This is a genomic window from Streptomyces sp. NPDC050674 (assembly GCF_040654575.1).
Taxonomy (GTDB): domain Bacteria; phylum Actinomycetota; class Actinomycetes; order Streptomycetales; family Streptomycetaceae; genus Streptomyces.
Map to the genome: position 1 here is coordinate 53,892 of NZ_JBFAIG010000027.1, position 22,620 is coordinate 76,511.

The 22,620-nt window shown below is 73.6% G+C and carries 19 protein-coding genes; 12 read left to right on the forward strand and 7 right to left on the reverse strand.

Translation table 11 applies throughout. The features are described from left to right. Nucleotides 1-90: 90 nt before the first annotated feature. A complete protein-coding gene (locus tag AB0I06_RS32050) occupies nt 91-1,830 on the reverse strand; it encodes a hypothetical protein (RefSeq protein ID WP_363122359.1) in 1,740 nt (579 codons plus the stop codon). Between the two features lie 246 nt (nt 1,831-2,076). Here AB0I06_RS32050 and AB0I06_RS32055 point away from each other — a divergent pair, with 246 nt between their 5' ends. From AB0I06_RS32055 to tgmB, 3 genes are all read left to right on the forward strand, one after another. Next, entirely contained in the window at nt 2,077-2,400 is a 324-nt protein-coding gene (locus AB0I06_RS32055; protein WP_363122360.1) for a YkvA family protein, read from the forward strand. Nucleotides 2,401-2,519: 119 nt separating this feature from the next. Beyond that, nucleotides 2,520-2,711 carry a putative ATP-grasp-modified RiPP gene (tgmA, locus tag AB0I06_RS32060; protein WP_030847392.1) on the forward strand — a complete coding sequence of 64 codons (192 nt, stop codon included), beginning with the start codon at nt 2,520-2,522 and terminating at the stop codon, nt 2,709-2,711. A gap of 16 nt (nt 2,712-2,727) precedes the next feature. After that, a complete protein-coding gene (gene tgmB / locus AB0I06_RS32065) occupies nt 2,728-3,711 on the forward strand; it encodes an ATP-grasp ribosomal peptide maturase (protein WP_363122361.1) in 984 nt (327 codons plus the stop codon). A 43-nt stretch (nt 3,712-3,754) separates the two neighbouring features. Here tgmB and AB0I06_RS32070 read toward each other — a convergent pair whose 3' ends face one another. Together AB0I06_RS32070 and AB0I06_RS32075 are read right to left on the reverse strand one after the other, a co-directional pair. Further along, nucleotides 3,755-3,958, reverse strand: coding sequence for a hypothetical protein (locus AB0I06_RS32070; RefSeq protein WP_102913449.1), 204 nt, complete (start codon nt 3,956-3,958; stop codon nt 3,755-3,757). Nucleotides 3,959-4,098: 140 nt separating this feature from the next. Then, nucleotides 4,099-4,554 carry a hypothetical protein gene (locus tag AB0I06_RS32075; RefSeq protein WP_363122362.1) on the reverse strand — a complete coding sequence of 152 codons (456 nt, stop codon included), beginning with the start codon at nt 4,552-4,554 and terminating at the stop codon, nt 4,099-4,101. A gap of 183 nt (nt 4,555-4,737) precedes the next feature. On the opposite strand from AB0I06_RS32075, the gene AB0I06_RS32080 reads away from it, so the two are divergent. Next, a complete protein-coding gene (locus AB0I06_RS32080) occupies nt 4,738-5,709 on the forward strand; it encodes a helix-turn-helix domain-containing protein (RefSeq protein WP_363122363.1) in 972 nt (323 codons plus the stop codon). A 47-nt stretch (nt 5,710-5,756) separates the two neighbouring features. On the opposite strand, the gene AB0I06_RS32085 is transcribed toward AB0I06_RS32080, so the two are convergent. From AB0I06_RS32085 to AB0I06_RS32095, 3 genes are all read right to left on the reverse strand, one after another. Next, nucleotides 5,757-6,008, reverse strand: coding sequence for a DUF5133 domain-containing protein (locus AB0I06_RS32085; RefSeq protein ID WP_363122364.1), 252 nt, complete (start codon nt 6,006-6,008; stop codon nt 5,757-5,759). 108 nt (nt 6,009-6,116) lie between these two features. Continuing rightward, complete coding sequence (locus AB0I06_RS32090) at nt 6,117-7,886, reverse strand: ABC transporter ATP-binding protein (protein ID WP_363122365.1); 1,770 nt, start codon at nt 7,884-7,886, stop codon at nt 6,117-6,119. Between the two features lie 95 nt (nt 7,887-7,981). Then, nucleotides 7,982-8,839 (reverse strand): aldo/keto reductase, encoded by an 858-nt coding sequence (locus AB0I06_RS32095; protein ID WP_363122366.1) that lies wholly within the window; start codon nt 8,837-8,839, stop codon nt 7,982-7,984. 252 nt (nt 8,840-9,091) lie between these two features. Between AB0I06_RS32095 and AB0I06_RS32100 the strand changes: the two genes are divergently transcribed. The 6 genes from AB0I06_RS32100 to AB0I06_RS32125 all read left to right on the forward strand — a co-directional run bounded on the left by AB0I06_RS32100 (nt 9,092) and on the right by AB0I06_RS32125 (nt 19,570). After that, the gene (locus AB0I06_RS32100) at nt 9,092-10,666 is read left to right on the forward strand and encodes an acyl-CoA carboxylase subunit beta (RefSeq protein ID WP_363122367.1); all 1,575 of its coding nucleotides are present in this window, start codon (nt 9,092-9,094) and stop codon (nt 10,664-10,666) included. A 70-nt stretch (nt 10,667-10,736) separates the two neighbouring features. Next, entirely contained in the window at nt 10,737-12,494 is a 1,758-nt protein-coding gene (locus AB0I06_RS32105) for a fatty acyl-AMP ligase (RefSeq protein ID WP_363122368.1), read from the forward strand. Beyond that, nucleotides 12,491-16,459 (forward strand): beta-ketoacyl synthase N-terminal-like domain-containing protein, encoded by a 3,969-nt coding sequence (locus AB0I06_RS32110; protein WP_363122369.1) that lies wholly within the window; start codon nt 12,491-12,493, stop codon nt 16,457-16,459. Before AB0I06_RS32105 ends, AB0I06_RS32110 begins: the two co-directional genes overlap by 4 nt. A gap of 21 nt (nt 16,460-16,480) precedes the next feature. Then, nucleotides 16,481-17,434, forward strand: coding sequence for an alpha/beta hydrolase family protein (locus AB0I06_RS32115; protein ID WP_363122370.1), 954 nt, complete (start codon nt 16,481-16,483; stop codon nt 17,432-17,434). A 122-nt stretch (nt 17,435-17,556) separates the two neighbouring features. After that, nucleotides 17,557-18,777, forward strand: a complete 1,221-nt coding sequence (locus tag AB0I06_RS32120) for a helix-turn-helix domain-containing protein (RefSeq protein ID WP_363122371.1) — start codon at nt 17,557-17,559, stop codon at nt 18,775-18,777. A gap of 151 nt (nt 18,778-18,928) precedes the next feature. Then, nucleotides 18,929-19,570: a cutinase family protein gene (locus AB0I06_RS32125; protein ID WP_363122372.1), complete on the forward strand. Its 642-nt coding sequence runs from the start codon at nt 18,929-18,931 to the stop codon at nt 19,568-19,570. A gap of 70 nt (nt 19,571-19,640) precedes the next feature. Here the strand turns inward: AB0I06_RS32125 and AB0I06_RS32130 are convergent, their stop codons facing one another. Beyond that, entirely contained in the window at nt 19,641-21,362 is a 1,722-nt protein-coding gene (locus AB0I06_RS32130; protein ID WP_363122373.1) for a hypothetical protein, read from the reverse strand. Between the two features lie 180 nt (nt 21,363-21,542). Between AB0I06_RS32130 and AB0I06_RS32135 the strand changes: the two genes are divergently transcribed. After that, nucleotides 21,543-21,773, forward strand: a complete 231-nt coding sequence (locus AB0I06_RS32135; RefSeq protein WP_363122374.1) for a hypothetical protein — start codon at nt 21,543-21,545, stop codon at nt 21,771-21,773. A gap of 412 nt (nt 21,774-22,185) precedes the next feature. After that, complete coding sequence (locus AB0I06_RS32140) at nt 22,186-22,596, forward strand: VOC family protein (RefSeq protein WP_363122375.1); 411 nt, start codon at nt 22,186-22,188, stop codon at nt 22,594-22,596. Nucleotides 22,597-22,620: the final 24 nt, after the last annotated feature.

Consider the following 22,620-nt stretch of genomic DNA (forward strand, 5'->3'; position numbering starts at 1 on the left):
TCGGTCCGGTCCGGTCCTGCTCGGTCGTGTCGCGTCCTGTCCTGCCCGGCCGTGTCCTGTCCTGCCGGTCGGAGGAAACGCTCCCCGGCCTCACTCCGCCGTGCCGCGTGCCTCCGGCGCCGGCGCGGCCTGCCACTGCCTGGCGGCGATGGGCGCCAGCACACGGAACACCAGCGCGACCAGCGCCAGCAGCGCCGCGCACACGGCGACCGAGGCGGCCAGCCACGGCGGAGCGAGTGCGAGGTCGACGGCCCGGGACAGCGACGCCGACGGGAACGAGTTCCCGTAGGCCTGAGCACCGGCCAGCACCGTGGGCACCAGCACCGCACCGGCCAGCACCAGGGCGACCGGACGCAGGGCCAGCAGCAGCGCCAGCACCGTGCACAGCACCGACAGGCCGAGCGCGACGGCGTGCAGCCGCAGGGACGCGTCGCCGCGATCCAGCGGGAAGTGGACCGCCGCGCACACGGCGAGGGCGAGGGCGGCGATCCAGCCCGACCAGGAGACGGACCGGGCGAACCGGTCCTCCGCGCGCTCCCGCTCCGCGGGCGGTGCGTCGAGGGCCGGCTGCGGCTCAGGAGCCGAGGCGGCCCGCGCCGCGCGGCGTTTGCCCTGGCGGCGGGGCGCCTCGGGCTGCCGGGCCGCGCTCTCGGGGCGGGCGGTGGCGTTCGGCCGACGGCCGTTGCGGTCCAGGCGTTCCAGGCCGAGGCGGTCGATGAGCTCGACCAGCTCTCCGACGGAGCGCCCGGTGGCGGCGGCGCGCAGGGCCTCCTCCCGGACGTGGGGCTCCTGCGGCTCCTTGTGCAGCAGGGTCACCAGCCGGGTCACTTCCTCCACCGGCCGGTGGGCGGCCGCGGCCCGGATGGCCTCGTCCGCGCACTCGGCGTCGCGCGGGGGCTTGGTCAGCAGGGCGATCAGCCGGGACACGTCCTCCACGGACCGGCTCACACCGGCCGTGCGGAGCGCGTCGACCCTGGCCTGCGTGTGGTCGGGCGACTCCTCCAGCGAGGTGATGAGGTCGACGACCTCCTCCAGCGGCCGGTCGGCGACGGCTGCGTGCACCAGGTCGCTCACGGCGTCGCCGTAGGGCGCGCCGCCGGCCGGGCCGGTGCCGGGCCTGAGTTCCACCGGGTTGTCGTCGAGCGAGCGGATGACGAACGGCCGCGGGCCCGGCTGGTCGGGATGGTCCGGGGCGGCCGGGCCGGCCTCGCCGGAGGCGTGCGCGGCGGAAGGGGCCGTCTCGTCCGGGGCTGCGGCGGGCCGGGAGGCGTCGTCCGGGGTGAACTCGGCGGCCGGAGCGGACTCCGGTACCGGAGGCGTCCGGTCCAGGTCGTCGGCCACGGGCCGCGCCTCCGCGGGATCCAGCCAATCCTGAACCGGCGGAGGCGGAGGCGCGGGGGTCCGCTCCGGGGCGGGGTCGACGGGCCGCTCGGCCGCCGTGCCCGCGCCGGGGGCCGGGGGCCACGCGGGCGCCTGCTGCGCCGGGTGCGGGCCGGGGGCAACGGGCCGGCCGGTGTCGGCGGCAGCGGTGCGCGCCGCCGGTTCCGGGTCGGGGGCCGTCGGCTGTGTTCCCGCCCCGGCCGCCGGGTGGGAGCCGAGGGCGACGGGCTCGGCGGCCACCCGGCCGGCCTGGTGGGAGCCGGCCACGGCGGACTCGGCATACCCCGTCCGGTACGTGTCGTACGGGCCGGGGGCGGACTGCGCGCTCGTCTGCCCCACCTGGTGGGTGCCGGTGGCGACGGTGGTCTCGGCGGACGGCTGGGCGGGCCCGTTCGGCTCGTGCGGTATGGCGGGTTCGTTCGAGCGGGGTGATGAAGAGCAGGTGGTCATACTCGCCTCCATGGAAGAGTGCGGCCGCTCCTGCGCCCCCCGTCGTGGGACGAGCGACGTTACGCTGACCATTACTAGGCGCCCCCGTCACCCCGTGCCACTCGTGTGAGCCACCGGGATGACCACCGCACGGGGGAAATCCGCCGACTCGCCGACATGTCGGGCCCCGGCCGCAATACAGCCGCCGGAAACGGGAATCCAGCTAAGGACACGCCGTGTCGCGGCACGTCATGAGGAGGGCAACCCGTGGATACGACCACCCAGGTGATCATCCTGGCCGCGGTTCTCGCGGCCGTCGTCCTCGCCGTCGCCGTCGGCGTCCTCGTACGGCTGGTCCGGACCCGGCGGGATCTGCGGCGTGCCGGGCTGCCCACGGGCCCGCGCTGGGTCTTCTGGGGGGCCGTGCTCTATCTGGTGCTGCCCACCGACCTGGTGCCCGACCCGGTGTACCTGGACGACATCGGCGTCCTGCTGCTCGCTCTGCGCTCTGTTCGCGGCTCCCTCGGCGAACGTGGGCGCAGTACGGCACACCGGCCGGACCGGCAACTGGCCGATGACTACGGAAAGTAAGGAAACCAACCACCCGTTCGATTCGTATAAGTCTCTGGAAGCCGAAACGAGTCGGCGGACCGGGTGGCCGCGCCTCCGGGCCGGTGCCGGTTCGGCGCAGTACCGACGAGGGAGAGACGATGCAACCGTTCGCGCTCAACTACGCGCGCCCGGCAGTGGAGTTGGAAGCTGCCATTCCGTACGTGTACGACGCCGGACAGCAGTTGAACGTGCTCCGCGACGGCCGTGTCGCGGCCTGTGACTTCGCCCTGTTGAGGGAGTTCGGCACCACGACGTCCACCGCCGGCTCCAAGACGCATTTCGACGACTGACCGCGGGCCGTCGAAGATGACCGTGCTGATCCTCACCTGTGAGGAGGACGTGACCGCGGACATGGTGGTCGTGCACCTGAACGCCACGGGGGTTCCGGTGGTCCGTGTCGACCCCGCCGATCTGACCGGTGGTGTCGCGCTGTCGGGGGAGTATGTGCACGGCCGGTTCCGCGGACATCTGTCCGCCGGGGGGCGGCTGGTGAGCATCGGGGGGCTCCGGTCCGTGTGGGTGCGGCGGCCCGGCGTCCCGGCCGCGCGGGCGGCCCAGCCGTCCGCATGGCTGACCGAGGAGGCCGCGCAGGCGCTCTACGGCATGCTGCGGGGCTCGGACGCGCGCTGGATGAACCAGCCCGACGCGGCGCGCCGGGCGCGGCACAAGCCGTGGCAGCTGCGGCTCGCCCAGAGATGCGGCCTGCCCGTGCCCGCGACGCTGATCACGACCTTTCCGCGGGCCGCCCGCGAGTTCGCCGAGCGCTACCCGGACCTGGTGGTCAAGCCGGTGTCGGGTGCGCATCCGCAGGACCCGCCGCGGGCCGTGCCGACCAGCCGGGTCGCCCCGGACACCGACTTCTCCGCCGTCGCGTTCGGGCCGACGCTGCTGCAACGGCGCATCACCAAGCGGGCCGACATACGGCTCACCGTCGTGGGCGAGCGGATGCTGGCCGCCCGCAAGGCGACCGCTGCGGACGCGGACCCGGACGACGTCGACGTGCGGTTCGCGGCACCCGGCTCGCCGTGGCACCCCGTCGAGGTGCCGTCCTCCCTCGCGCCCGGCGTCCTGTCCTACCTGCGTGAGGCGGAACTGTCGTACGGGGCCTTCGACTTCGTGGAGGACTCCGACGGGACGTGGTGGTTCCTGGAGTGCAACCAGTCGGGACAGTTCGGGTTCGTCGAGGTGGAGACGGGTCAGCCGATCGCCCGCAGCATCGCCGAGTGGCTGTCCCGGCCCGTGCCGGAACAGCCGTCCCCTGTCAACGGCCGCAACGCGAAGGTCCGTTGACAGGCGGGCCCGGTGTGTGGCGGGCCCGGGCCCGTCGCACGGTTCACTGGGGGCGCGGGCCGGGGAGCATGCCCGTGCGCTGCCAGCCGGCGCCCGGGGAGTGCGGACGGTCGTAGCCGAGGGACTGTGAGGGCCGCATGACCAGCTCCAGTTCCCTGCTCACACGTTCGGCCTCGCGGCGCACCTGTGCGGGTACATCGCCGCGCTCCGCGATGAGTCGGTCGTAGATGGGGGAATCCTGGAACACCCGTCAACGTGCCTTTCTGCTCGTCGGCCCCGTGTGGGGGCGAGACTGCGAGTGTAGGCGGCAGGGTGTCCCGGAGTGTGAATTCCCTGGGATGACTTGACGCAGACCGGACATCCATGACACAGAAACGTGACCGTCGCTCAGGCTCCGGTCGTGGAACCCGGCCGGACGATCATCAGCACGGTGACCGTCGCCCACAGCAGATTGAACATCCCGGTGAACATGGCCAGTTGGGCGGTGCTCCCCCGGTCGACGGCCTGCTCGCCCTTCAACTGGCCGAGCAGTTCCTCCTGGCGGGGCAGGACGAAGGCGGCCAGGACGCCGGCGGCCGCAGCGGTCAGAGCGATGGAGGTGACCAGCCATCCGCTGCCGAGGACGCCCATGGCGGCCGCGGTGGCGAACCCGAGGACCGGGACGCTCAGTCCGACCCCGGCGTAGACACGGCAGACGCGGTGCAGCAGCGCGACCGTGCCCACCCCCGCCGCGTCCGGAGCGGCGCGGCGTGCGGCGGGCGGGAACATGCTGGCCGCGACGGTCACCGGACCGATGGCGACGATGGCGGCCAGCACATGGAGGGACAGCAGGATCTTGGTCACCGGGGCTCTTTCCAGGAGGGTAGGGGCGGCGCCCACGCTAGGACGCCCCGGGTGATCGCCCCAGAGGCCGAAACGACAGCTTCCAACGGATTCTCGCCAACGTCCCTGACCTGCGTCCTACTCCCCCGGATCGCCCTGACCCCGCCCTACGCGACCGGCGGGAATGCTCCTAGGGTGGCGCTCATGCACTCCGTGGCCATCCTGGTCCTCGATCACGTGGTGCCGTTCGACATGGCGGCACCCCAGCAGACGTTCGCCTGGACCCATCTGCCGGACGGGCGGCCCGCCTACCGGGTCCGGCTGTGCGCCGAGACGCCCGAGGTGCGCGCCGACGGTGGTTTCACCCTGCGCGTCGAGCGGGGGCTCGAGGCGCTGGCGGAGGCGGACACCATCATCGTGCCGGGCTGCTCCCCCGACGCCGCGCCGCCGTCCGCCCGTGTGCTGGAGGCCCTGCGGGCGGCCGCCGGAGCCGGTACCCGGATCGCGTCGGTGTGTGTCGGCGCCTTCGTGCTGGCGGAGGCCGGGCTGCTGGACGGGCTGCGCGCCACCACACACTGGGTGGCCGCCGGTGAGCTGGCCCGCCGCTTCCCGCGGGTGGAGGTCGAGCCGGACGTGCTGTACGTGGACAACGGCCAGATCCTCACCTCGGCCGGGGCGGCCGCGGCGCTGGATCTGTGCCTGCACATGATCCGGCGGGACCTGGGGTCGGCCGTCGCCGCGAACATCGCCCGCATGTCGGTCATGCCGCTGGAACGCGAGGGCGGCCAGGCCCAGTTCATCGTCCACGAACATCCGCCCGTGCCCCGCGGCTCGGCGCTGGAACCACTGCTGGAGTGGATCGAGGACAACCTGGCGCACGAGGTGACGCTGGGCGTGCTGGCGGCGCGGGCCGGGATGAGCGAACGGACCTTCAGCCGGCGCTTTCGCGAGCAGACCGGCACCACGCCGTTGCAGTGGCTGCTGCGGGCACGGGTGCGGCGCGCCCAGTACCTGCTGGAGAACTCCGACCACTCGGTCGAGCGGATCGCCCGCCAGGCGGGATTCGGCTCGCCGACCGCGTTCCGGGAGCGGTTCCGCAAGGTGGTGGGCACCACCCCCTACGCGTACCGCACGGCGTTCCACGGGCGGGGGAACGCCTCGGCGGCCCCTTCGTAGGGGCCGCCGAGGCGCGGCACCCGGTCCGTGCCGGGCCTCTCGGACTGTCAGCCGACCAGCTTCAGGCCGTTCTCCCCGTCCGCGTCGGCGGTGTCGGGCCGCCCCTCGGTGAGCAGCAGGACGTCGGCCTTGGCGATGGCGTCGCTTATGTCGGACGTCCCCATCATCACGCACAGCGTGTAGCTGACGTCCTCCAGCTCGCGTGCCGCCGTCGGCACGTGCCTCTCCGCCTGAGCGATCCTCAGCGACGCGTATCGCGTCAGCAGCTCCCTGACGATCTTCCGGTCCGGTACAAGCACGTAAGCGCCCCTCTCTCTTTTCGCTGCGTATGCCCGAACCGCACGCAAACATTCACACCTTTTTCTCACCTGCGGCGGATTTGACGAGAAGTGATCGGGTCGGGGGGTTCAGGCGAGCTGTCCGCTGTGCAGAGCCGTGTACGCCCCGCCCCTGTCCAGGAGCTCCTCGTGCGTGCCGGTCTCCTCGATCCGGCCGTCGCCCATCACCACGATCCGGTCGGCGTCCTGGACGGTGGACAGCCGGTGCGCGACGACGAACGTGGTGCGCCCGTGCAGCAGCCGGGCCAGCGCCTGCTGGACGAGGGCCTCCGAACGGGTGTCGAGCGCCGAGGTCGCCTCGTCCAGGATCAGCACCCTGGGGTCACGGATCAGGGCCCTGGCGATGGCCAGGCGCTGCCGCTGCCCGCCGGACAGCCGGGCGCCGTGCTCGCCGACCAGGGTGTCCATGCCCCTGGGGAGCCGGTCGACGAATTCCAGCGCGTTGGCGTCGCGCAGCGCGGCCCGCACCGTCTCCTCGTCGGCGTCGTCCATGCCGTACGCGACGTTCTCGCGGATCGTGCCGTCGAAGAGGATCGACTCCTGCGGCACCACCGATACGAAGCGGCGGTAGGTGCGCAGGTCGAGGGTGTTCATGTCGGCGCCGTCGAGCAGCAGCCGGCCCGAGGTGGGGCGGATGAAGCCGATGACCAGGTTGAGGACGGTGGACTTCCCGGCGCCGGACGCACCCACGAGCGCGATGGTCTCGCCCGGCGCGACGTCCAGGGTGAAGTCCCTTACGGCGGTGTGCCCGCCGCTCTCGTAGGCGTAGTCGACCCGCTCGAAGGTGACGGCACCGCGCAGGGCGGTGAGGGCGGATTTGCCGGCGTTGTCCTCCAGTTCGGGGGCTTGCAGGACCTCGCCGACCGAGCGCACCGACTCCAGGCCCTTGGTGATCACCGGGGCGAGCCCCGCCAGCGTCGTCGTGGAGTTGGTCAGCGTGGTCAGGAAGGCGCTGAGCATCACGACGTCCCCGGCGGTGACGCCCCACATGCCGTGGTACGAGATCAGTGCCGCGCCGGCCAGGACCAGCACACCGACGACGTTGAGCACGACCCAGGCCAGGGAGCCGAACCGGCCGTTGACCAGGTCCAGGCGCAGGCCGGAGGTGAGCAGCCGGTTCAGGGTGCCGTTCATGCGGCGCAGCGCGTTGCCCTCCAGGCCGTGGGCGCGGGTGACGGGGATGAGGCGGGTCATCTCCGTCACGCGGGAGGACAGGGTCTCCACCTCGTGGCGGAAGTGCTCGTTGTGCGTGCGCAGCCGGGCCCGCAGCCGGGCCACCAGGAGCGCGGCGGCGGGCACGACGACGAGGAACACGGGGAGGAACTCGGGGGTGCGGACGGCGATGATGACCAGTCCGCCGGTGAGCACGGTGGTCGCGCCGAGGCCGATCTCGGCGGTCTGCTGGACCATCTGCTCGACGGTCTCGACGTCACGTACGACCTTGGCCTGGAGGACTCCGGCGCTGACCCGGGAGTGGTAGCCGATGGACAGCTGCTGCATGCGGGTGCACAGCGCGGAGCGCAGGGTGGTGCCCATGCGGCGGACGCTGCCGTAGAGGAGACGGACGTACAGCACGTGCAGCGGGTAGTTGATCAGCAGGATGAACAGGATGAGGCCGGTGCTGGTCCAGAGCCGGGTGAGCGGCTGGTGCTGGACGACGGTGTCGATGATGGACGCGGTGATCAGCGGCAGCAGCCAGACGGGGCTGTGCTTGACGGTGAAGACGGCGACGGCGCCGAGGAGCCGCCGCCGGTCCGCGCGCAGCAGGTAGGCGAGGGTGCGGACCGGGTGCTCGCCCCGGTAGCGGTGGTCGAGCGGTCTTTCCCATGGCGATGCCATCGGGCGGTGGTCCTCTCCGGTTGCCGGTTCGGGGCGTGCGCTTGCAGCAGGAGACCCGGGGCGGCGCGCGGCCGTCCCCGGGTCTCGTGGCCCGCTCAGGCGGCGTCCAGCTCCGCCAGCTCCGCGGCGCTCAGGGTGAGGTCGGTGGCGGCGAGCGAGTCGCGGATGGTCTCGGGCCGGCTCGCGCCCGGGATGGGGACCACCACGGGCGACTTGGCGAGCATCCAGGCCAGGCACACCCGCTGCGGGCTCACGCCGTGCGCGTCGGCGATCCGGGCGAAGGCGGCGTGGCCCGAGCCCAGTCCACCGGCCTTCGAGATGCCGCCGAGGGGGCTCCAGGGCAGGAAGGCGATGCCGAGTTCGTCGCACAGGCGCAGTTCCGGCGCGCTGGAGCGGAAGGCCGGGGAGAACTGGTTCTGCACGGAGACCAGACGCCCGCCGAGGATCTCGTTCGCCTGCCGGATCTGCTCGGGGTTCGCGTTGGAGATGCCGGCCATGCGGATCTTGCCCTCGTCCAGCAGGTCACGGATCGCGCCGACGGACTCGGCGTAGGGGACGCGCGGGTCGGGGCGGTGGAACTGGTAGAGGCCGATGGCCTCGACGCCGAGGCGGCGCAAGGACTCCTCGCAGGCCGCCTTGAGGTGGCGGGGGCTGCCGTCGAGCGTCCAGCTGCCGTCGCCGGGGCGGAGGTGGCCGCCCTTGGTGGCGACCAGGACGTCCCCGCCGCGGTCGTGGGAGGCGAGGGCCTTGGCGATCAGGGTTTCGTTGTGGCCGACCTCGTCGGCGTCGCGGTGGTAGGCGTCCGCGGTGTCGATCAGGGTCGCACCGGCGTCGAGGGCGGCGTGGAGGGTGGCGAGGGAGCGTGCCTCGTCCGGTCGGCCCTCGATGGACATGGGCATCGCGCCCAGGCCGATCGCGCTGACCTCGACGTCACCGATGCGGCGGGTGTGCATGGGTCGTGACCTCTTCCGGCTGTCGGGCGATGGTGCACTCCAGCCTGGACGCCGGTCAGCCGGGGGTCCAATAGAAGAAGGAGAACGCATTCAGCACCCGGACCGCTGAATCACCCCGGGCACCGGCGGGCCCCCTTGTCACCGGGGGATGAAACGCCACACCGGAGGACTCAACTCCCGCACACAGTAAGGAGATGCGTAGGGCAGCCCTCCGCCTCGCTGCCATATTCGAGAACCACTTCGGAGGTGGTTGTGAGCACAGAGGTGACAGCATCCGGTCCGGGGGAGACGGCGACGCGCACGCCCGGAGGCACCGCGGAGCGCGTCGCCTGCCTGGAGCACCGCCGGGCGCGGGCGGCGGCGCCCGGCGGGCCGCGCAGACGCGGGGAGTTCTCGGCCCGGGAGCGGATCGAACGGCTGGTGGACAAGGACTCCTTCACCGAGACCGGCCTGTTCGTGCGGGCCCGGCCCACCGGCCCCGACGCCCGCCGCCCCTACGGCGACGGGGTGGTCACCGGGTACGGCACGGTCGACGGTCGCCCGGTGTGCGTCTTCGCCCAGGACTCCACGGTGTTCGGCGGCAGCATGGGTGAGGCCTTCGGCGAGAAGACCGTCGCGCTGATGGAGCTGGCCCTGAAGACCGGCTGCCCTGTGATCGGTCTGAACGACTCCGGTGGCGCCCGCATCCAGGAGGGCGTCGCCTCCCTGGCCCTCTACGCCGAACTGGTCCGGCGCAACGTCAAGGCGTCCGGGGTGATCCCGCAGCTGTCGGTGATCCTCGGCCCGTGCGCGGGCGGCGCTGCGTACTCGCCGGCGATCACCGACTTCACGGTGATGGTGGACGGCGCCTCGCACATGTTCGTGACCGGTCCCGACGTCATCGAGACGGTCACGGGTGAGCGCACCACCGCCGAGGAGCTGGGCGGCGCCCGCACCAGCAACACCGTCAACGGCAACGCCCACTTCCTGGCCGCCGACGAGGAGGACGCCCTCGACACGGTGCGCGACCTGCTGTCGTACCTGCCGGCCAACAACCTGGAGCGGCCCCCGGAGTACGCCCCCGGCCACGCGCCGCCCGGCGCCGAACTCGACGAGGTCGTCCCGGACCGGCTCGGCGAGGCCTACGACATGCGGCGCATCCTGCGCGCGGTCGTCGACGACGGTGAACTACTGCCGGTGCAGGAGATGTTCGCGCCGAACATCATCTGCGCCCTGGCCCGGGTCGAGGGCCGCTCGGTGGGCGTCGTCGCCAACCAGCCGCTGCACTCCGCCGGGGTCCTCGACATCGACGCGTCCGAGAAGGCCGCGCGCTTCGTCCGGTTCTGTGATGCGTTCGGCATTCCCCTGCTGACCTTCGCCGACGTACCCGGCTATCTGTCCGGGGTGCGGCAGGAGCAGGCCGGGATCATCCGGCGCGGCGCGAAACTGCTGTACGCCTACGCCGAGGCCACCGTCCCGAAGGTCACGGTCGTCGTGCGCAAGGCGTACGGCGGCGGCTACGCGGTGATGGGCTCCAAGCACCTGGGGGCCGACGTCAACCTCGCCTGGCCCACCGCCCGGATCGCCGTCATGGGAGCCGAGGGTGCCGTGGGCGTCCTGCACCGGCGCGAACTGGCCGCCTCCGACGAGCCGGAAGCGCTGCGCGCCCGCCTTCTCGCCGCGTACGAACACACCCACGGCACGCCGTACCTCGCCGCCGAGCGCGGCTATGTCGACGCCGTCATCGCGCCGCGCGAGACCCGTGAGCAGGTCTGCCGCGCCCTGCGCGCGCTGCGCGGCAAACGCGCCCCGATGCCGGAACGCCGGCACGGCAACATCCCCCTCTAGGCCGTGTCCGCGAAGTCCCCCTTTCCCCCAGCGACCCGTAGGCCGATCGCGCCGTGAGGAGCCCCGCCTGATGGACAGCCGCCGCCCCCCGCTCGCGCCCGAGTGCCCCACCCTGCCGGAGTACGTGCGGCACTGGGCCGAGACCAGCCCCGAGCGCCGGGCCTTCACCTTCGTGGAGCACCCGGCGCCCCACTCGCGCGGTGTGCACCGCACCCTGACCTGGCGGCGCCTGGACGTGCGGGTGCGGGCACTGGCCGCGCGCCTCGCCGACGAGGCGGATCCCGGGGACCGGGTCGCGCTGCTGTGCCCCCAGGGCACGGAGTACGTGACCGCCTTCCTCGCGGCCCTGGCCGCCGGGCTGGTCGCCGTGCCGCTGTACACGCCCGGGCTGCCCGGCCACGCGGACCGCCTCGCCGGCGTCCTGGCCGACGCGCGGCCCTCGGTCGTGGTGACCACGAGCCGGGTCCGCGAGGAGGTGCGCGCCTTCCTCGGGCCCGGCGGGCCGGGGATCGTCGTCGCGGACGAGGTACCCGACGACGCGGGCCGGCAGTGGCGGCCGGTCGCCCCGGACCCCGAGGCGCCCGCCTACCTCCAGTACACCTCGGGTTCGACCCGCGCCCCGGCCGGCGTGGACATCGGTCACGGCAACGTCGTCGCCAACGCCCGTCAGGCGCTGGCCGCCTACGGCCTGGACAGCCGCCCGATGACCAGCGTGGGCTGGCTGCCGCTGTACCACGACATGGGACTGGTGCTCAGCGTCGCGGCCCCGGTGGTGCGCGGGGAGCCGTCGGTGCTGATGGACCCGGCCGCCTTCCTGCACGAGCCGGTGCGCTGGCTGCGGCTGCTCGCCGCGCACCCGAACGCCGTGAGCGCCGCGCCCAACTTCGCCTACGACTACTGCGTCGCGACCGTCACCGCCGACCAGAAGGAAGGGCTGCGGCTGGACAAGGTGACCGCGCTGATCAACGGCAGTGAACCGGTCCGCCCGGGCACGGCCGACCGTTTCCACGCGGCGTTCGCGGGCCAGGGCCTGGCGCCCGGGACGCACTGCCCGTCGTACGGGCTGGCCGAGGCCACGGTGTTCGTGTGCGCGGCCAGGCCGGGTGAGCCGCTGAGCCGGTTCGCGCTCGACCGTGACGCCCTGGCGGCCGGGAAGGCCCTACCGGCCCGGTCCGACGACCCCCGGGCGGTGCTGCTGGCCGGCTGCGGCACCCCGGCGGGCCAGCGGGTCCGTATCGCGGACCCGCTGGCGCGGGTGCCGCTTCCGGAGGGCGTGGTCGGGGAGATCTGGGTGCAGGGCCCGAACGTTGGCCGCGGCTACTGGAACCGCGACGCGCGCGAGGTCTTCGGCGCGGAGTTCGCGGACGAAGCGGCCGGACCGGGCCGCTGGCTGCGCACGGGCGATCTGGGGACGGTGCTGGACGGTCAACTGGTCGTCACGGGGCGGCTGAAGGACCTGATCATCGTCGACGGGCGCAACCACTATCCGCAGGACGTCGAGGCGACCGCGCAGGAGGCGCACGAGGCGGTGCGCCGGGACCGGCTCGCCGCTTTCGCCGTGCCGGGGGGCGCCGGTGGTGAGCGTGCGGTCGTGGTGGCGGAGCACGCGCGGACCGTGCGGCTCGCCGAGCTGGACGTGGCGGCCGTGGTGCGTGCCGTGCGCGGTGCGGTGTCCGCCCGGCACGGGCTGCGGCTGGCCGACGTCGTCGTCATGCCGCCGGGCACGGTCCCACGCACCTCCAGTGGCAAGGTGTCGCGGGCGCTGACCCGCACCCGGTACCTGGAGGGCGCCTACGGCGGGCAGGACCGGGCGGGTGCCACGGGATGAGGCCCGTCGACGAGAGCGGGCTGCGCCGGCTGATCACCGAGCGGGTGGCCGTCTGGACCGGCACGTCCCCGCGGGACGTCCCGATGGACCGGCCGCTCGCGGACCTCGGCATGGCCTCGCGCGACGCCGTCGCCCTGGCCGGTGAGCTCTCCCGCGCCACGGGCCGCGAACTGCCGACGACGCTGCTGTGGGAGGCGCCCACCGGTCAGGCCCTGGTGGAGCGGCTGTGCGACCCGGGGGTGCGGGGAGCAGCGGAGGCACCGGCGCCGAGTGGCGCGGCGACGGGCGGCGCGGGCGAGCCGGTGGCGGTCATCGGGGTCGGCTGCCGCCTTCCCGGCGGGGTGCACGGCCCGGAGGACTACTGGCGGCTGCTCAGCGACGGCGTCGACGCGATCCGGCGCGTCCCGGAGGACCGCTGGCGCGACTTCACCGCGTTCCCGCCCGCCGACGCGCATCCCTACGGCGGTTACCTCGACGACATCGCCGGGTTCGACGCGGAGTTCTTCCGCGTCACCCCGCGCGAGGCCGCGGTGATGGACCCCCAGCAGCGGATCCTGCTGGAGGTCGTCCACGAGGCGCTCGACCACGCCGCCGTGCCGACGAGGTCCCTGGCGGGCACGGCCACCGGCGTGTTCGTGGGCATCTCGGCGCCGGAGTACGGGCAGCTCACGGGCGCCGACCCGGCCGCCGTCGACCCCTGGGCGCCGGCCGGGGGCGCGCTCGGCGTCGCCGCCGGGCGGCTCTCCTACGTCCTGGACACCCGGGGGCCGAGCCTGGCCGTCGACACGGCCTGCTCGTCCTCGCTGGTCGCCGTGCACCACGCCTGCGTCAGCCTGCGCTCGGGCGAGAGCGACACGGCGATCGCCGCCGGCGTCAACCTGCTGCTCTCGCCGGCCGTCACGGTCGCCTTCCGCCGGGCGGGCGCACTCGCCCCGGACGGGCGCTGCAAGCCGTTCTCGGCGCGGGCGGACGGCATCGGGCGCGGTGAGGGCTGCGCCGCCGTGATCCTGAAGCGGCTGTCCGACGCGGAGCGGGACGGCGACCGGGTGCTGGCCGTCGTCCGCGCCACCGCCGTCAACTCCGACGGCCGCTCGAACGGTCTGATGGCGCCCAACCCGGCCGCCCAGCGGGCGCTGCTGGAGCGGGCGTACGCGCAGGCCGGGCTGGCCGCGGAGCACGTCGACTACGTGGAGGCCCACGGCACCGGCACTCCGCTCGGCGATCCGATCGAGGCGGGTGCGCTCGGCGCGGTGCTCGGCGCCGGCCGGGACCCCGACCAGCCGCTGCTGCTGGGCTCCGCCAAGGGCAACCTCGGCCATCTGGAGTCCGCCGCGGGCGTCGCCGGCCTGGTGAAGACCGTGCTGGCGCTGCACCACGACGGCATCCCCGCGTCCCTGCACTGCGAGGGGGGCAGTTCCCTCACCGACGCCCGGCTGCGGGTGGTGACCGAGCCGGAGCCCTGGCCCCGCTACGGCGGCACGGCCGTCGCGGGCGTCTCCGGGTTCGGATTCGGTGGCACCAACGCCCATGTGGTGCTGGAGGAAGGGCCGCCCGGCCTTGTTCCGGCACGGCCGTCGGAGGCTCCGGCGGCCCGGGTTCATCTGCTCAGCGACCTCGGCACCGAGCGTCTGCGCGACACGGCGGGCAGGCTCGCCGCCCGGCTGCGGGACAGCGCGCCGCACCCCGCCGACGTGGCCCGGACCCTGGCCGGGCGCGCGGGCCGGGGCCCGGTGCGTGCCGCCGTGGTCGCCCGCGATCGCGCCGAACTGGCCGACGCGTTGGACGCCTTGGCGGCAGGGCGCGCCGACGCCCGGGTGACGACCGGGGACCGTGATCGTGTGGGCCCCGGCCCGGTGTGGGTCTTCTCGGGCTACGGCAGCCAGTGGCCCGGCATGGGGCGCCGGCTGCTGGCCGAGGAACCCGCGTTCGCCGCAGCCGTCGAGAAGCTGGACCCGCGGCTCGCCCCGGAGTGCGGCCTGTCGCTCTACGACCGGTTGTCCTCGGGTGAGGGCCTGGACCGTCTGGAGGTCGCCCAACCGGTGCTGTTCGGACTCCAGTTGGCGCTCGCCGAGCTCTGGCGGTCACACGGGGTGGAGCCGGCCGCCGTCATCGGCCACTCCATGGGCGAGGTGGCGGCGGCGGTGTGCGCGGGCGCGCTGGACGTCGAGGAGGGGGCGCGGGTCATCGCGGTGCGGGCCCGGCTGCTGAGCGGCCTGCGCGGTGGCGCGATGGCCGTGGTGGACCTGGACGACACCGAACTGGACGCGCTGGAGCGGGACTTCCCGGACGTCCATGTCGCCGTGCACTCCTCCCCGCGGCAGAAGGTCGTCACCGGTGAGGAGGCGGCGGTGGCGCGGCTCGTGCGCCTGCTGGAGGGACGGGGCCGGGCGGCCAGGGTGATGCGGGTCGTGGGAGCCGGGCATTCGCCGCAGGTGGACGGGCTGTTGCCGGAGCTGGTGGACGGGCTGTCGGGCCTGCGGGGGCGGCGGCCGCGCGTCCCGGTGCACTCCACGGTCCTGGACGACCCGCGCGGCGACTGTCTCTTCGACGCCGCGCACTGGGCCGCCAACCTGCGGCGGCCCGTGCGGCTGGACCGGGCGCTGGCCTCGGCCGCGGCCGACGGCCACACGGCCTTCGTCGAGATCTCGCCTCATCCGGTGCTGACCGGGGCCGTCGCCGACACCGTGCCCGGCGCCCTCGCCCTGGCCACCCTGCGCCGGGACGCCGACGGCTCGGAGGCCTTCGCCGGGCAGTTGGCGGCCCTCTACGCGGCCGGACAGCGGCTGCCCGTCCCGCAGGGACGGGTCGTCGACCTGCCGCTGCCCCGGTGGCGGCACGTGCGGCACTGGTGGACGGACGGCCCGGCGCACCGCGCCGAGCCGGTGCGGGACGAACCGTCCGGCCACCTGCCGGAGGCCTCCTCGGTCCTGGCCCGCCTGATCCACCACACGGCCGCCGTCACCGGACACTCCCCCGCCCGTGTCACCCCGGGCACCGCGTGGGCCGACCTGGGGCTCGACTCGCTGATGGCCGTGCGGATCCGCACGGCGGTGGAGCGCGAGTTCGGCGTCGAACTGCCCCTGCGCGAGCTGTTCGCCGCCGTCACGGTCGAGGACGCCGCCGCCCGGGTCGAGCGCGCCCTCCCCCGCGACGACTCCCCGGTGCGGCCCCTGCGCCCCGGCGGTGCGCGGCCCCCGCTGTTCCTCGTCCACGCCGCCGGAGGCACGGTCGATGTCTACCGGAGGCTCGCCGAACGCCTCGGCGACGACCAGCCGGTGTACGGACTGGAGCGGATCGAGGAAGCCCGGACCGTGCCCGAGAAGGCGCGGCGCTACGCCGAGGCGATCGGCGCCGCCCACCCCGAGGGGCCCTGCGTGCTGGGTGGCTGGTCCTTCGGGGGTTTCGTCGCCCAGGAGGCCGCGCGGCAGCTGACCGCCGCCGGGCGGGAGGTGCGGCTGGTCGTGCTCATCGACTCCGTGCGGCCCCTCCCCCGCCCGGGTTCGACCCGTGCCGAACGGACCAGGGCGCACTTCGAGGGCTTCGCCCGTCACGTCGCCGACACCTACGGCGTGCGCCTGGAGCTGCCGTACGACGAGCTCGTGGCCGTCGACGACGACGCGGCCCGGATCGACACCGTGCTGCGGGCACTGCGGGAGGCCGCCGACGTACCGGCCGCCGCGCTGGAGCACCAGCGGGCCTCCTACCTGGACATGGGCATCGGCGAGGCGCACCGGCCAGGGCGCCATGACGGGCCGGCCGTGCTCTACCGGGCCACCGACCCCGCGCCGCACACCGTGCGCGACCCGGCGTACGAGCGGGACGACCCGGCACTGGGCTGGGACGAGGTGTGCCCCGGCCTGGAGGTGGTGCCGGTGCCCGGTCACCACCTCTCCCTGCTCGATCCGCCGCACGTCGACGCGATCGCCGCCCATCTGGGCCGCCTGCTCGCCGAGCCGGCCCCCTGACCAGGAACCCGAGGAGCCGTCATGCCCGACCTGCCGCACAAGCCCGCTGCCGGAGTGTCCCGCCGTACCGTCGCCAGAGCTACGGCCGCCGCCGGACTCGCCGCCCTCTTCGGGGCCACGGCCGGCACGGCCCCCGCGCGGGCGGCCGGCCGAACGGGGGCGCGCACGCTGGACGTGTCCGTGCCCTCCGCCGCGCTCGGCAGGAGCGCGCCGGTCCGCCTGATCCTGCCGTCGGACTTCGGTACGCGGCCGGAGAAGAGGTACCCCGTGCTGTACCTGCTGCACGGCGCCCACGACGACTACACGTCCTGGACCCGCGAGACGGACATCGAGGCGTTCACCGCGGGCCGGGACCTGATCGTGGCGATGCCGGACGCGGGACCCACCGGCATCCCGAGCGTCTGGCGCGGCGGCCCCGACTACGAGACGTTCCAGGTGAAGGAGGTGCCGGCGCTGCTCGCCCGGGACTACCGGGCCTCCGGTGTACGGGCGGTCGCGGGGGTGTCCACCGGCGGTTACGGGGCCATGGCCCACGCGGCCCGCCACCCCGGTGCGTTCAAGGCGGCGGCCTCCTACAGCGGCGTCCTGGACACCACGGCCCCCGGTGTTCCCGCCATCATGGACGCGATCGTGGCGCGCGAGAACCTGCCGGCCGCGTCCCTGTGGGGAAACCCGCTGCTCAACCTGCTGACCTGGCGCGAGTTCAATCCGCGCGCCCGCGCCGGCGGGTTGCGCGGCACCGCGCTGTACGCGTCGCAGGGCAGCGGGGTGGGCGGCGGCGGCGATCCGCTGCCCGGGATCCTGGAGAGCGCCCTGTGGCCCTCGGCCCAGGGTTTCGCCCGCACGCTGGCCCTCATGGGCATCCCTGCCACCACGCACTTCTACGGGGGCGGCGGGCACGACTGGACGCACTGGAAGCCGGAGTTCACCGCCTCGTGGCCTGTCCTCGCCCGTGCACTGGGCGTGCCCGAGTGACGGAGGCGTCGTCGGGGCACGGAACGGAGCGGAGGGGTCGTCCGTCCCACACAGGACTACCCACTCGTCCCACAGGCACCAGCCCGCGGGTGAGCCGCTTCCGGTCGAAAGGAGTGTCCGTGATGGCTGTGCCCACTCCGCGCGGCGTGCCGGACCGCCCCGTAGCACCCCAGCCTCCTCCCGAGCTGGCGGAGTTGTTGCGCGCCAATCTGGCGGGCGTCGCCGACGAGGTGGAGGAGGAGGTCCGCAGGCAGGTCCCCGAGTACGCGCGGCCCGCCGACGGGACCTACCGCCAGAACCTGCGGTCCGGGGTGGTGCAGGCGCTCACCCTGTTCGTCGACCACATCGCCGATCCGCGCGACGACGGGGGCGCGATCGCGGCGACGTACTACGAACTCGGGCGGGGCGAGGCGCTGGAGGGCCGCAGCCTGGACGCCCTGCAGTCCGCGCTGCGGGTCGGCGGGCTGTGCGCCTGGCGGCAGATGGGCCGTACGGCCGAGGAACTCGGGCTGGACTCCACCGTCGTGGCCGCGCTGGGAGAGCTGGCGTTCCGGACCGTCCACGAGGTGGCCCAGGCGGCCGCTTCCGGGTACGCGGAGGCACAGCTGCGCAGCTCCGACGAGTTGGAGCGCCGCCGCAAGCGCCTGCTCGACCTGCTCCTCGATGACGGTCCGGTGGCGCCGGAGGCCGTGCAGGACCTGGCGCACAGCGCACGCTGGCCGGTGCCCCGGACGGTCGCGGTCGTGGCGCTCGCCGCGGCGCCGGACCGGCGGGAGGAGGACCGGCCGCTGGCGGCGGCGGGCGCGCTGGTGGACATGGGGTCCCGTCCCCCGCGCATGCTGGTGCCGGATCCGGACGGCCCGGGGGGCATCGGCGGCCGGGCGTTCACGCTCGCGCTGCGCGGCCGGCCCGCCGCGATCGGCCCGACGGTCGCGGTCACCGACGCGGCGCAGTCGTTGCGCCTGGCCAGCCGGGCGCTGGGGCTGATGGGCCGTGGGGTGCTCCCCCGCCAGGGTGTGGTGCGCTGCTCCGAGCATCTGTCGACGCTGCTGCTGTACGGCGACGAACCGCTGCTGGAACGGCTGCAGGCGCGGGTCCTCGCACCCCTCGACACGGTCTCGGCCGGGCAACGCGACCGGCTCGCCGAGACCCTGCTGGCGTGGTTGCTCAGCGGCAGCAACGTGCCGGACGTCGCCGTACGCCTGCACATCCACCCGCAGACGGTCCGCTACCGGCTGCGGCAGCTGGAGAAGCTCTTCGGTGACGCCCTGCACGACCCGGCGACGCGCCTGGACCTCATTCTGGCGTTGCGCGCGGAATCCTTGCGCCCACCGCGGAACTGACGTCCTGAATTCAGGCCGGGCACTCAATCGGCGACAAAAACCCGTGACGTTTCCATAATCCCGTCCATAACAGTGGTCCGGAGAAAGCGAATACGTTCGGGGCGTCCTTTTCCGAAGGCGCTCGATGCGCCTGTCACGCGGAGGATCCCCCATGCGTATCCGTATGTGCCTCGCGGCGCTCTCGCTGGCCGGCGGCGCCGGGCTCGCCACCGTCTCGGCCGCCCCGGCCTCGGCCGCGGCCTGCTCGGACGTCGAGGTCGTCGCCGCCCGCGGCACCTTCGAGCCGGGCACGCTCGGCTTCATCGTCGGCGATCCGGTGTTTTCCGCGCTGCAGAAGAAAGCAGCGGGAAAGAACCTGTCCAGCTACAAGGTGAACTACCCCGCCGACCTCTCCCCCACATCCGCGGCGCAGGGCAATCTCGACCTGGTGAATCATGTGAAGAGCCAGGCCGCCGCCTGTCCGAATCAGAAGTTCGTCCTCGTCGGCTATTCGCAGGGCGCGAACGTCGTCGACAACTCGATCGGCATCAGCAGCGCGGGCGCGGTGGTCGGCAGCCCCATCGTCGCCACGCTGCCCGCGGCGGTCGAGCCGAAGGTCGCCGCGGTGCTGCTGTTCGGCAACCCGATCCGGGCGCTCGGCAAGAGCGTCACCGGCACCTACCAGAGCCGCACCCTCGACCTGTGCGCCAAGGGCGACCCCGTCTGCGAGAACGGCGGAGGCGACGTCGGGGCGCACCTGGGCTATCGGGACGACGCCGAGCAGGCGGCCGGGTTCGCCGCGGGCAGACTCTGAGCTCCGAAGTACACGAAAAGGGCCCGGGAGGAGTTCCTCCCGGGCCCCTTCGCGTGCGTACCGGCGGGGACTAGCGCGGTGCCCGAGCGAAACCGGCGAGGCTGGTGGAGACGGGCTCGGGCCGGCCGTCGTTCTGCGCGGGCGCGGCAGTCAGGACGTCGAGGTGCTGGTAGCCGTCGGCGACCACCGGGTGCAGGTCGGCGGGGACCCGGCCGGCCAGCAGCCCCTCACCGGCGAGCACGGTGAGCACCGGGTTGGCCTCGATCCCCTCGGGGTGGACGACGAGCTTCTTCACCTGCGGCGAGGTGGCCAGCTGGATGTCCGTGACGAGCTTGGTCGGGAAGTACTGCTCGGTGAAGTCCAGCGGCTGCTCGGCGAGACTGCGGGCCAGTTGGCGCACATCGGTGACCTCCTCGCCGGCGCCCGTGAACGGGGTGCCGTCGGCCGACCGGTGGCCGGGGTCGTCCGGATCGCCGACGCGGTCGTAGTTGCGCCAGGTGTAGAGCGGCCCCTGCGGCTTGCCTGGGATGGCCTTGTACGCGGTGCCGTACAGCCCGGCCTGCTGGTCACCGCCGTTGGCGACGGGGAAGGTCTTGTCGACGACGGGCCCGCCGTCGAAGAAGCCGACGCTGGTCTGGAGGAACGCCAGCGGTACGGAGTTGTCGTCGAGCAGCGCCCCGAGCACCGCCCCGTTGGTGAGCCGGAAGTCCTTCACCGAGGGTGTGCCCGTGAGGAACGCGGCGGTGTCCTTGGAGAACAGGAAGCGGTTGGTGGCCTCGATGTTGAGGCTCCTGGGCAGGTAGCGGGGCAGGTCGGCCTCGCCCTCCAGGTCGTTGAGGGCGCCCAGGCCCGCGATGCCGAGCAGGGTCATGGTCTCGGGGTTGAGCAGCACCGGCGCGGACAGCGTGCGGGGCAGCACCCCGCTGTCGAGCCCGGCCTGCACGACGCCGTACCCGAGGCCGATGTCGGGGAGGTTGGTGTCGTCCGGGATGCTGCCGCTGAGGTCGGCCAGCGAGGTGGAGACGGTGGTGTCGAGGGCGAAGTAGCCGGCGCACTGGTTGTATCCGGCGTCCGCGGTGGTGGCGCGGTTCCCGTCGAAGTCGGCGGTGGCGAAGTAGCCGGTGATGACACCGCCCAGCGAGTGCCCGCCGCACAGCACCTTCCGCTTGCGCTGCGCCTGGGAGGGCAGCTCGGCGGTGAGCAGGTCGTACTGGTCGCGTACCGTCTGCTCGATCCCGAGCCCGGCCATCCAGCCCAGTTGTCCGTTGCCGACGAACCCGTCGAACGTCCGGCCGCCGACCGGCTTGCCGCGGTAGTAGTAGTCGACCGCCGCGTGCTGGTCGCCGGAGGCGATGCCGGTGCGGTCCTCCAGGCAGTTGGAACGCCGGTCCAGGGCCCAGAACTCGATGTGCCGTCCTTGCCCGGCGGCCTTCGCGACGGTGTTGCGGGCGACGCTGTCGAAGGCGCCCGCTCCCTCCAGGATGCCGGGCTGGGCGATGAGGATCCGGTCCGCGTCGGCGGACGCGGCCGGCCCGTCGGCGGAGCGGTAGCGCAGGTACGACAGCCAGTCGCACGCCGCCGGACGGGCCCCGGCCGACTCCGGCAGCGGCACCTTCACCCGCACCATCGATTCCTTCACCGCGGTCACCGGGGAGGTCGATCTCACCGGTGTCTCGGTGCGGGCCGTGTCGGCCCGGGCACCCGGGGCGGCGGCCGTCAGTGTCCCGGTGGTCAGCAGCACCGCCAGCACGGCGCCGCCCCACCTCCCTCTGCGCATGCGGTTCATGTCCATGCCACGGACGCTAGGGCGGCGGCAGGGCCGTTCTCAGGCGGTGCTGATGAGAACTCAGCTTCCGCCTCGCGCCTTGTCACCGGCGCACAGCGGCTCCGACGTCGGTGCCGGGCACGGGTCCGTACCGCTTCTGGACGCCACCGAGCTGCGAACCGGCCGTTTCGGGAGCATGGTGGGGCTATGGACGGTCAACCCCCTGTGGTCGTGCAGCCGCCCGCGACGGACGGCGGACGGCTGGTGACCATCCGCGGCGAGCGCATGGGCGTCGCCTACAGCCTCTTCGACGTACTGGACCTGCTGCACCGCGAGGGCCTGCCCACCACCGACACGGCCGTCGACGACACCGAGCTGATCGAGTGGCAGGGCGGCGGCCCCTACGACTGGAACAACGGGGCGTCCGAGGAGGCGTGAGCCCCGGCGCCACGGCCCGGACGCGTCCGGCCTCACGACGGGTTGCCACACGGCGAACCGACGACCTGACCCGCCCCCGCGTGCCGACCCCGCCGTGCTCCCCCGGCAGGTGCTCGACCGGGGCCCCCGGCACGGACCGGTCGCGGCTCTCCCCTGGCCGAATCTGGCCGACGAGACGAGCAGGCCGCACCCCGTGAACGGCGGGGACCCACCGCCCGGTCGAGCAGGCTGTACCGGTTGTGCACGCTCATGACATCGACGAGCTCCCGGGCCGCCCCAGTTCGTCGAGGGTGACCTCCGAGAGCCCGATCCGGCCGACCAGGCCTTCGCACCGTCCCGCTCGGCGCGCCGACCCCCGTGCTCGGCGATACGCTGCGCGAAAACCCACCTTGCCCCTTTCTGGGAGGTTTTCATGGCCTTGCGTCTCAACCCGTACCTCACCTTCAACGGCGACGCCCGGCAGGCGATGGAGTTCTACAAGGAGGTCTTCGGCGGCACACTCGACCTCAACAGCTACGGGGACTTCGGGCAGGCGGACGCCCCGAACGCCGACAAGATCATGCACGGCATGCTGGAGACCCCTGCCGGCTTCACCCTGATGGGCGCCGACAACCCGCCGGGCACGGAGCCGGCACAGGGTGGTTCCTACTCCGTCAGCCTGAGCGGCGACGACGACGCCGAGCTGCGCGGCTACTGGGAGAAGCTGTCTGAGGGCGGCTCGGTGTCGGTGCCCTTGGAGAAGCAGATGTGGGGTGACGTGTTCGGCATGTGCACGGACCGCTTCGGCGTCCCGTGGATGGTCAACATCAGCTCGGAGAGCTGAACGCCGAGCCCCGCACCCCGGACC

What these genes read in the sequence shown, in the direction of transcription:
- AB0I06_RS32050 (WP_363122359.1), bottom strand. Translation starts at nt 1,830, where the DNA reads ATGACCACCTGCTCTTCATCACCCCGCTCGAACGAACCCGCCATACCG.
- tgmA (WP_030847392.1), top strand. Translation starts at nt 2,520, where the DNA reads ATGCAACCGTTCGCGCTCAACTACGCGCGCCCGGCAGTGGAGTTGGAA.
- tgmB (WP_363122361.1), top strand. Translation starts at nt 2,728, where the DNA reads ATGACCGTGCTGATCCTCACCTGTGAGGAGGACGTGACCGCGGACATG.
- AB0I06_RS32080 (WP_363122363.1), top strand. Translation starts at nt 4,738, where the DNA reads ATGCACTCCGTGGCCATCCTGGTCCTCGATCACGTGGTGCCGTTCGAC.
- AB0I06_RS32090 (WP_363122365.1), bottom strand. Translation starts at nt 7,886, where the DNA reads ATGGCATCGCCATGGGAAAGACCGCTCGACCACCGCTACCGGGGCGAG.
- AB0I06_RS32095 (WP_363122366.1), bottom strand. Translation starts at nt 8,839, where the DNA reads ATGCACACCCGCCGCATCGGTGACGTCGAGGTCAGCGCGATCGGCCTG.
- AB0I06_RS32105 (WP_363122368.1), top strand. Translation starts at nt 10,737, where the DNA reads ATGGACAGCCGCCGCCCCCCGCTCGCGCCCGAGTGCCCCACCCTGCCG.
- AB0I06_RS32110 (WP_363122369.1), top strand. Translation starts at nt 12,491, where the DNA reads ATGAGGCCCGTCGACGAGAGCGGGCTGCGCCGGCTGATCACCGAGCGG.
- AB0I06_RS32115 (WP_363122370.1), top strand. Translation starts at nt 16,481, where the DNA reads ATGCCCGACCTGCCGCACAAGCCCGCTGCCGGAGTGTCCCGCCGTACC.
- AB0I06_RS32120 (WP_363122371.1), top strand. Translation starts at nt 17,557, where the DNA reads ATGGCTGTGCCCACTCCGCGCGGCGTGCCGGACCGCCCCGTAGCACCC.
- AB0I06_RS32125 (WP_363122372.1), top strand. Translation starts at nt 18,929, where the DNA reads ATGCGTATCCGTATGTGCCTCGCGGCGCTCTCGCTGGCCGGCGGCGCC.
- AB0I06_RS32130 (WP_363122373.1), bottom strand. Translation starts at nt 21,362, where the DNA reads ATGGACATGAACCGCATGCGCAGAGGGAGGTGGGGCGGCGCCGTGCTG.
- AB0I06_RS32135 (WP_363122374.1), top strand. Translation starts at nt 21,543, where the DNA reads ATGGACGGTCAACCCCCTGTGGTCGTGCAGCCGCCCGCGACGGACGGC.
- AB0I06_RS32140 (WP_363122375.1), top strand. Translation starts at nt 22,186, where the DNA reads ATGGCCTTGCGTCTCAACCCGTACCTCACCTTCAACGGCGACGCCCGG.